This is a genomic window from Streptomyces sp. WAC05292, from assembly GCF_003949955.1.
Classification (GTDB): domain Bacteria; phylum Actinomycetota; class Actinomycetes; order Streptomycetales; family Streptomycetaceae; genus Streptomyces; species Streptomyces globosus.
On the sequence record NZ_RPSE01000289.1, the window covers coordinates 1 to 8221 of the forward strand.

At 74.1% G+C, this 8221-nt stretch carries 8 protein-coding genes; 5 read left to right on the forward strand and 3 right to left on the reverse strand.

Annotated features, from left to right (window positions below; all coding sequences use genetic code 11):
• The 4 genes from EF903_RS24090 to EF903_RS24105 all read left to right on the forward strand — a co-directional run.
• Window positions 1-1241: MFS transporter (locus EF903_RS24090; RefSeq protein WP_148142561.1), on the forward strand; the 1241-nt coding region annotated here is incomplete at its 5' end.
• Between the two features lie 199 nt (window positions 1242-1440).
• Complete coding sequence (locus EF903_RS24095) at window positions 1441-2085, forward strand: NADH oxidase (RefSeq protein ID WP_125546473.1); 645 nt, start codon at window positions 1441-1443, stop codon at window positions 2083-2085.
• 114 nt (window positions 2086-2199) lie between these two features.
• On the forward strand, window positions 2200-2703 hold the full coding sequence (locus EF903_RS24100; protein WP_125546474.1) for a flavin reductase family protein: 504 nt from the start codon (window positions 2200-2202) through the stop codon (window positions 2701-2703).
• 135 nt (window positions 2704-2838) lie between these two features.
• Window positions 2839-3264 carry a nuclear transport factor 2 family protein gene (locus tag EF903_RS24105; RefSeq protein WP_125546477.1) on the forward strand — a complete coding sequence of 142 codons (426 nt, stop codon included), beginning with the start codon at window positions 2839-2841 and terminating at the stop codon, window positions 3262-3264.
• A gap of 126 nt (window positions 3265-3390) precedes the next feature.
• Here EF903_RS24105 and EF903_RS24110 read toward each other — a convergent pair whose 3' ends face one another.
• The 3 genes from EF903_RS24110 to EF903_RS24125 all read right to left on the reverse strand — a co-directional run bounded on the left by EF903_RS24110 (window position 3391) and on the right by EF903_RS24125 (window position 6739).
• Window positions 3391-4197, reverse strand: coding sequence for an AfsR/SARP family transcriptional regulator (locus tag EF903_RS24110; RefSeq protein ID WP_125546479.1), 807 nt, complete (start codon window positions 4195-4197; stop codon window positions 3391-3393).
• 280 nt (window positions 4198-4477) lie between these two features.
• Window positions 4478-5464: an aldo/keto reductase gene (locus EF903_RS24120; protein ID WP_125546482.1), complete on the reverse strand. Its 987-nt coding sequence runs from the start codon at window positions 5462-5464 to the stop codon at window positions 4478-4480.
• A 117-nt stretch (window positions 5465-5581) separates the two neighbouring features.
• Window positions 5582-6739, reverse strand: a complete 1158-nt coding sequence (locus EF903_RS24125; RefSeq protein WP_125546484.1) for an acyl-CoA dehydrogenase family protein — start codon at window positions 6737-6739, stop codon at window positions 5582-5584.
• Between the two features lie 260 nt (window positions 6740-6999).
• On the opposite strand from EF903_RS24125, the gene EF903_RS24130 reads away from it, so the two are divergent.
• A partial coding sequence (locus EF903_RS24130) for a DUF4192 domain-containing protein (RefSeq protein ID WP_148142562.1) occupies window positions 7000-8221 on the forward strand: 1222 nt, incomplete at its 3' end.

An 8221-nucleotide genomic window follows, 5' to 3' on the forward strand; every position in this document is an offset into this window, starting at 1 on the left:
CCGGGGCCCCCGCCACCGCGCCGCCGCCCGGCCAGGCCGACGCGGCCACCCCGTCCGCCGAGGCCCCACCGGGCTCCGCCTGGCGCGGCTGGCTGGCCGTGATCGGGCTGGCCCTCGGCGTGTTCTCGTTCGTCACCACCGAGACCCTCCCCATCGGCCTCCTCCCGTCCATCGCCGAGGGCACCTCCGTCTCCCTCGGCTCCGCGGGCTTCCTCGTGACCGGCTTCGCCGCGATCGCCGCCGTGACCGCGGCGCCCCTGACGGCGCTGACCGGGCGCATGGACCGCAAGTGGCTGCTCGTCACCCTCATGGCCTTCTACATCGCCGGCAACCTCATGGCCGCCGTCGTCTCCAGCTACGCCCTGCTCCTGACCGCGCGCATCATCGTCGCCCTCGCGCACGGCGTGTTCTGGTCCATCGCGATCGCCGTCGCCGTCCGGCTCGTCCCCGAACGGCACGCGGTGAAGGCCACCTCGGTCGTCCTCGGCGGCATCTCCCTGGCCTCCGTCGCCGGCACCCCGCTCGGCACCGCCGTCGGGCAGTCCGCCGGCTGGCACACCGCCTTCGTCTGCGTCGGCCTCCTCGGCTTCCTCGTGCTCGCCGCGAGCCTGCTCTTCATGCCGGCCCTCCCGGCCAAGGGCCGCGGCGACCTGAAGGCCCTCGTCCACGTACTGCGGCACCGGGCACTGCGCGCCGCCGTCGGCGTCACCGCGCTCATCATGAGCGGCCACTTCCTCGCCTTCACGTACGTCGCCCCGTACCTGGAGGAGGTCACCGGCATCCGCCCGTCCCTCGTCGGCGCGCTGCTGCTCGTCTTCGGCGCGGCCGGCCTCGTCGGCAACTTCGCCGCCGGCGCGGTCGTCGGCCGGGCCCTGCGCACCAGCATCATCGCCAGCACCGGCCTGATGGCGCTCATCATGGCGGTCATGTACGCGGGCGGCGCCAGCGGTCCGCTGGTCATCGCGATGCTCGTCTGCTGGGGCATCGTCTACGCGGCGCTTCCGGTGGCGCTGCAGACCTGGGTGATGCGCCTGGTCCCCGAGGAGAGCGAGGCCGCCTCCTCCCTGTACGTCGCCGCGTTCAACGGGGCCATCGGCATCGGCTCCTTCATCGGCGGCCTGGTCATCGACGCCTCCGGCCCGCGGCCGGCGATGCTCGCCGCCGGCGCCTTCGCGCTCGCCGCGATGCTCGTGACCTTCTTCTCCGGCCGGAAGAGCGGCGCGGCCTCCGCCCGCTCCTGACCCCGGTGTGCCGCGGGCCGCCCTGCGCCGACTCGGCGGACGGACTTCCCCGGACTTCGTCAACTCGCGCCGCGCACCGGCCGACAGGCGCCCCCGACTGGACGAGGATGCGTGGTGGCCGATCGGCGCAGAGGCTGTCGCGGGCCGGGGGCCGGCTCCATACTCGACGAATCCCTCCGCCAGGCAAGAGAGGTGCGATATGCGGCGTACGACCGGAGGGCCCCGGACCTTCCATCTCTGGTCGCTCTCCGAAGACGTGATCATCGACCAGGGGGCCGGCGGCGCGCTGCTGCTCACGAGCCGCTGGGGGCAGGACCGGCTCGACCGGCCCAGCGCCGCCGTCCGGGAGGTGCTGCGGAGGATGGAGCTCGGGCCGGTGCTGCTGGCCAACGCCCTGAGCAGTCCCGAGGACCAGTGCCGCGTCGCCCTCCCGACCCTCGACAGGCTCTCGCACCTCGTGGTGCGCACCCTCGGGGTGGACGACCTGAAGGGGCCCCTGCTGTCGGTGTTCCCGCTGTCGTCGGCGGCGCCGTTCGTGCGGATCCGCCCGACCGGCGACTGCCGCGTACGGCTGCCCCGGCACGTCGCGTTCACCGTGCCGGACTCGGGCGTCGGCTGCGTCCTGGAGTCCGACGACTCCCCCCACCGGGTCGTCCTGCACCGCCAGGAGGCCGCCTGGGTGGCGATGACGCTGGCCTGGCCGACCACGCTCACCGCGGTCTCCGCGGCCCTCCCCCTGCCGCGGCAGGTCACCGAGGACATCGTCGGCTACCTCGCCGGCGCCGGCCTGCTCACCCTCGTCGACGAACACGGCCTGACCGGGGACGCACCGCATCCCGCTTGAACGCTCCAGAGCGGCCCGCTCCGGCCTCGAGGGTTCCTCCAGGCACCTTCTGGCCACTGCCTCAATAGTGCCGCCAGCAGCGGGAGAGGCCCGCGACTGGTCTTCGGAGTGGACATGCTGAACGCGGATGCATTCCGCCAGGTATTCGGTACGTTTCCAACCCCGGTGGCGATCGTCACCACGCTCGGCGAGGACGGCGAGCCGAGCGGATTCACCTGCAACGCCTTCTCCGCGGTCTCCGCGGCCCCGCCCCTGCTCCTGGTGTGCGTGGGCAAGGGGTCCCGGACCCTCCCCGCGATGCTCTCCTCGGGGGTGTTCGCGCTGAACTTCCTCGCCCGGCAGGGGCAGGCGACGGCGCGGACCTTCGCGGGCAAGTCGGCGGACAAGTTCGAGGGCGTCGCCTGGCGCGCCGGGCTCGCGGGGGTGCCCGTGCTCACCGAGGCGGCCGTAGCGTACGCGGGCTGCCGGCTCGTCCAGACCGTCGAGGCGGGCGACCACCTGCTGCTGATAGGGCGGATCGAGGAGAGCGAGACGTACCCCGGCACCGCCGCCCTCTACCAGCAGGGGGAGTTCGGCACCTGGGAACCGGAGCGCCGCCTGGCGCTCCAGGCCCTCTGAGCACGGGGCCGCCGCACGCGCGGACCGCGGGTGCGGCGGCCCCGCGCCGGGCCGCACCACCGGGTCTCGAGGGGATCTCGAGCGGCCTGGTGCATCTTGCCCACGTCATTTTCCGCCCCGACACGGAGGTCGGCCATGAGCGCCGCGGTGAGCAGCGAACTCTACGCCCAGGTACAGCACTTCTACGCCCGCCAGATGCAGGCGCTCGACAACGGCCGGCTGGAGGAGCACGCCGGGACGTTCACCGAGGACGGCAGCTTCGCCCTCACCCCGGGCGCCGAGCCCGCCGTGGGCCCCGGGGCCATCCTGGAGGAGCTGCGCGCCTTCATGAAGCAGTTCGAGGGGAACCCGACGCAGCTGCGCCACTACTTCAACCAGATCGTCCTGGACCCGCAGGAGGACGGCAGCATCGTCTCGACGGTCTACGCCCTGATCGTGCAGACCCGCCCGCAGGAGCGGCCGGAGATCGGCGTCAGCATCGTCCTGCACGACGTCATCGACACCGCGGGCGACCGGTTCCGGCTTCGCTCGCGCGCCGTCGGCTACGACCAGGCGGCCTGACCCGCCGGCGGCCGGCGGCCGACGGCGCGGACGGAACGCACGAAGCTCCTGGCGGACACGGGACCGTGGGATCGCGGACCCGTGCACCAGGAGCTTCGTCGTTGCGTGCGTTCCCCCGTACTCCGGCTAGGCCGACAGCGCATGGGGGATCGGGGCGGACAGGTGGAGGTCGGTGTCGTTGGCCAGGATGGACTGGTGCAGCCGCTGGAGCCGCGGCGACGGCTCCACCCCCAGCTCCTTGATCAGGGCGTGGCGCAGCGCCTGGAAGGCGTCGAGCGCGCGCCAGGGGTGTCCGGCCCGGTACAGCGCGGTCATCAGCTGGGCGGAGAAGGTCTCGTGGATGGGCTGCTGGCTCACCAGCATCCGCAGCTCGCCGATGATCTCCGCGTGCCGGCCCAGGCTGAGGTCGGCGTCGAGGCGCATCTCCAGCGCCCAGGCGCGCTCCTCCTGCATGCCGATGACCTCCGTGCCGAGGATCTCCCCGACGGGTACGTCGGTGAGGGCCGGCCCGCGCCACAGGTTCAGGGCGCGGCTGAGGTGCGCGGACGCCGAGCCGGGGTCGTTGTCGGCCAGGGCGCGGTCGCCCTGGCGGACCAGCTGCTGGAACTCCAGCAGGTCGAGGGTGAAGTCCTCCGGGGCGAGCCGGTACCCGCCGTAGCAGGTCGCCAGGACGTCCTTGGCCGTGCGGCCGGTCCGCTCCACGCCGGCTTCCGTGAGCTTGCGGCGCAGTTGGAGGATGTAGGTCTGGAGCGTGGTGGCGGCGCTGCGGGGGATGGCGTTCCCCCACAACTCCGCCATCAGCGTCTCCACCTGGACGACGCGGCCCGCGCGGATCGCGAGCAGCGCGAGGATCTGTCGGGGTTTGCCGGCGGTCGGTACTACGGAGGTGTCGTGCATGCGGGCTTCGAGCGGTCCGAGAACTCCGAATTCCATGGAGCCAGCATCGCAGTCCGGTCGAGCCGCGAACCAGTGACGCGGACACGGGTGGACGTGAAGATCTCACATGCCGCAGGGCGGCTCCGGACCGCCGTCCGGGCGGTCTGCCCGCGGGCCCGGGGCGGCCCGGAGCCGGCCCCGGGAGGCCGTGCACGGCCCATGGAAGGAGGCCGGGCGCGGCCCATGGAAGGAGGCCGGGCACGGCCCGCGGGCGGCGCCCCCGCTGCGGGGCAGGGGTGCCGCCCGGATGCTCCGGTGCTCCGGCCGCTCCCGGACCTCAGCCGTTGACGAAGCCGAGGCCGGTCGCGTCGTAGCGGGTGCCCGAGAACCGCCCGGGCGGGGCGACCGCTTCGATCGCGGCGAGGTCCTCGGGGGACAGCTCCACGGCCAGGGCCGCCAGGTTCTCCTCCAGGTAGCGCACCCGCCGTGTGCCCGGGATCGGCACGACGTCCTCGCCGCGGTGCTGCAACCAGGCCAGGGCCAGCTGGCCGGCGGTGACGCCCTTGGCGGCGGCCAGTTGCTCCAGCCGCGCCACGATCGCGAGGTTGCGCTCCCGGTTGCCGTCGGCGAAGCGGGGGTGGCCGCGCCGGACGTCGTTGTCGGCCAGCCCGTCCACGGAGGCGTAGTTGCCGGTGAGGAAGCCGCGCCCGAGCGGTGCGTAGGGGACGAAGCCGACGCCCAGCTCGCGGCAGACCGGGGCGATCTCCGCCTCCAGGTCCCGCGACCACAGCGACCACTCGCTCTGCAGCGCGGCGATCGGGTGGACGGCGTGCGCCCGCCGGACGGTCCCGGCCCCGGCCTCGGACAGCCCGAGGTGGCGGACCTTCCCCGCCCGCACCAGCTCGGCCATCGCGCCGACGGTCTCCTCGATGGGGACCTGCGGGTCGACACGGTGCTGGTAGTACAGGTCGATGTGGTCGACCCCGAGCCGGCGCAGCGACGCCTCGCACGCCTGCCGCACGTAGGCGGCGTCGCCGCGCACCCGGGTGGGCTCGCCGAGGCGGTTGGCGAAGCCGAACTTCGTCGCCAGGACGACCTCGTCGCGGCGGCCGGCGACGGCCTTGCCGATCAACTCCTCGTTGTGCCCGGAGCCGTAGAAGTCGGCCGTGTCCAGGAGGGTCACTCCGAGGTCGAGGGCATGCCGCAGCGTCGCGATCGACTGCGTGTCGTCCGTGGCTCCGTAGCCGTGGCTCATGCCCATGCAGCCCAGGCCCTGTGCGGAAACCGCCAGTGCGCCCAAGTGCCGGGTGGGGATGTCGGTCATGCTGTGCCTCCTGGGCGGGTCGGTGCCTGCCCGTCATGCTGGTCGTTGGAGCGCGCTCCATGTCAAACGGGGGCCGCCGGCCGGTGCCCGGAGCGCCGGCCGGCGGACCGGGCCGCGTCAGCGGGGGAAGGAGTGGGACGCGTACTGCGCCGCGGCAGGGTCGAAGGCCAGGGCTATGTGCGTGGCGATCGAGTTGACGTCGCGCCAGATCCGCTGGAGCGGGCTGTCGGAGGTCTGGCCGGAGGTGCCGGCGGTGGCGAACATCCGGTTCACCGCGTTCACCAGCAGCTCGGTGGCCATGGCGTAGTCGCGGACGTTGCGGGAGGTCTCCTCGGCCGTGACGCGCGAGCCGCCGTCGGCGAGGCGCGCGGCCCGCTCCAGCAGCAGCGCGGCGGCGTCGATCTCGCCGGCACTGCGGGTCAGGACCGCCTCGTACGTGCTCCGGGAGGGGCCCGGTACGCCCGGCCGGCCGGCTCCGCGCTCCAGCCGCTGCACCGTGTCGCCGGTCCACAGCCGCAGCGCCTCGCGTGCGGCGCCGAGGGCGATCGGCGCGCAGGAGAGCCCGTTGACGGCCTGGATGGGGACGGTGTGGCAGTCGGCGTCCGAGGCGAGGGGCAGCCCGTCGAAGAGGCGCTGCCGCTCGGCGCTCCGCGACTCGGGCACGAACACCTCTTCGGCGATGAGGGTGTTGCTGCCTGTGCCGCGCATGCCGGAGCCGGTCCAGGTGTCCTTGACCGCGTAGTCGGTGCGGGGCAGGGCGAACAGCCGCGCCGGCGGCGGTCCGGGCGGGGTGCTCCCGGCGCCCGGTACGACGGCGCAGAGCACGGCCCAGTCGGAGTGGTCGACGCCGCTGATGTACGCCCAGGAGCCGGACACGCTCCAGCCGCCCGGCACCGGAACGGCCTTGCCGGCGGGGGAGAGCGAGCCGACCACGAACGCGTCGGGCCCCTCGCCCCATATCCCGGCGTGCGCCTCCCGCGGCAGGCAGGCCGCCATCCGCGCCAGGCTGGCCGCGACCGACGCGCACCACGCGGTGGCCGCGCAGCCCTCGGCCACGGTGGCGACGGCGGCGTTGAACTCCTCGAACGTGCCTTCCGTGCCGCCGAACGCGGCGGGGACGAAATGCCGGGCGAATCCGGTCGCCAGCATGCGCTCCACGACGTCGGGCGCCAAGCGGCGCTGGTCCTCGGCGTCGGGGGCGTGGCGGCGGGCCAGTTCGGCCAGTCCCGCCGAACGGGCCACCAGTCCGGTCCCCCGGCCAGTCTGAGTGTGCATCCTGCCTCCATCTCGGCGCCGATGATCGGAGCGGACCATGGCACAGCCCGGTGGACCACCGCTCGGATCGTCCTCGAGCCGTCCATGACCGCTCCACCGGCCCGAGAGGCGCGGGGGGCGGCCGTGTCCTGTCGCCATGGGACCGGAGGGCAGCCCGTACGCGCCACCGCTGTGGAAATTGAAGAATCAAAATCTCGCTGAGCAAGTGGAGTTATCCACAGGGCTTTCGGGGGTGCCGCCGGGCGCGGGACCTTCGGGGCATGACGAACGACCACGCATCCCGCACCCCGTCCCACGAGCCTCCCGCCCGCCCGCCGGGAGATCCCGCCCCGCCGCGGGTCACCCTGCGCAGCCCGGGCGAACTCGCCGACGCACTGCCGTACATGCTCGGCTTCCACCCCACCGACTCCCTCGTGATGGTCGCCGTGCACGGCGAGGGCGGCCGCTTCGGCGGCCGGCTCCGGCTCGGAATCCCCCCGGTCCCGGCCGAATGGGAGGACACCGCCCGGCAGGTCGCCGAATGCCTGGTCCACGGCAGCGAGCGGCGCGGCGGCCGCCCCGACGGCATCATCCTGTTCCTCTGCCAGGACCCGGAGCCCGGAGACGGCGCCCAGCGGGTGATGACCCGGCTGCGGCCCCTCGCCCAGCGGATCCGGCTGGCCTGCGGGGCACTCGAGGTGCCCGTCCTCGAAGCGGTGTGCATCTCGGGCGGCCGCTACTGGTCCTACTGCTGCCCGGACGAGCGCTGCTGCCCGGCCGAGGGCTTCCCCCTGGCCGCTCCGGGCACCTCGGTGGCAGCGGCGGCCGCCACCTTCGCCGGACTGCGGATCCGCGGCTCCCTGCGCGAGTTGGAGGCCGGGCTCTCCCCGCTCCGCGGCCCCCTTGCGGTGGAGATGGAACAGGCCCTCGACCGGGCCGCGGCCGCCCTCGTACCGAAGATCCTGGACGGGGCCACCCGGGAGCAGGTGGGCGCCGAGACGGTCACCCTGGCCCGCACGCTCCTGCGGCGCCTCTCCCTCGCCCCGCCGGCCGAAGGCGGGCCCTGCGCGGACGAGTGGGACGACGCCCTCCTCGGCCACGACGAGGCCGCCTCCGTCATCCTCGGCCTCCAGGACCGGGAAACCAGGGACATCGCGGCCGAATGGATGGAGGACGACGAATCGGCGGCCGCCCTGCGCCTGTGGCGCGCCCTCGCCAGGCGCTGCGTCGGCGCCTACCGGGAGCACGCGGCGGCCCCGCTCACCCTCGCGGGCTGGATCTCCTGGTCCGCCGGCGACGAGCCGACGGCCCGCATCGCCCTCGGCCTCGCCCTCCGCGCCGACGCCGGCTACCGCTTCGCCCAACTCCTCCACCACGCCTGCAACGAGGGCATCGACCCGGAGGGCCTGCGGGCCTGCCTGCGCGCCGAACGCAGGCGCAGGAACCCGCGCCGCGCGCCGGCCGCCGACACCACCCGCCCGCCCGGCCGCCGCACCCACGCCC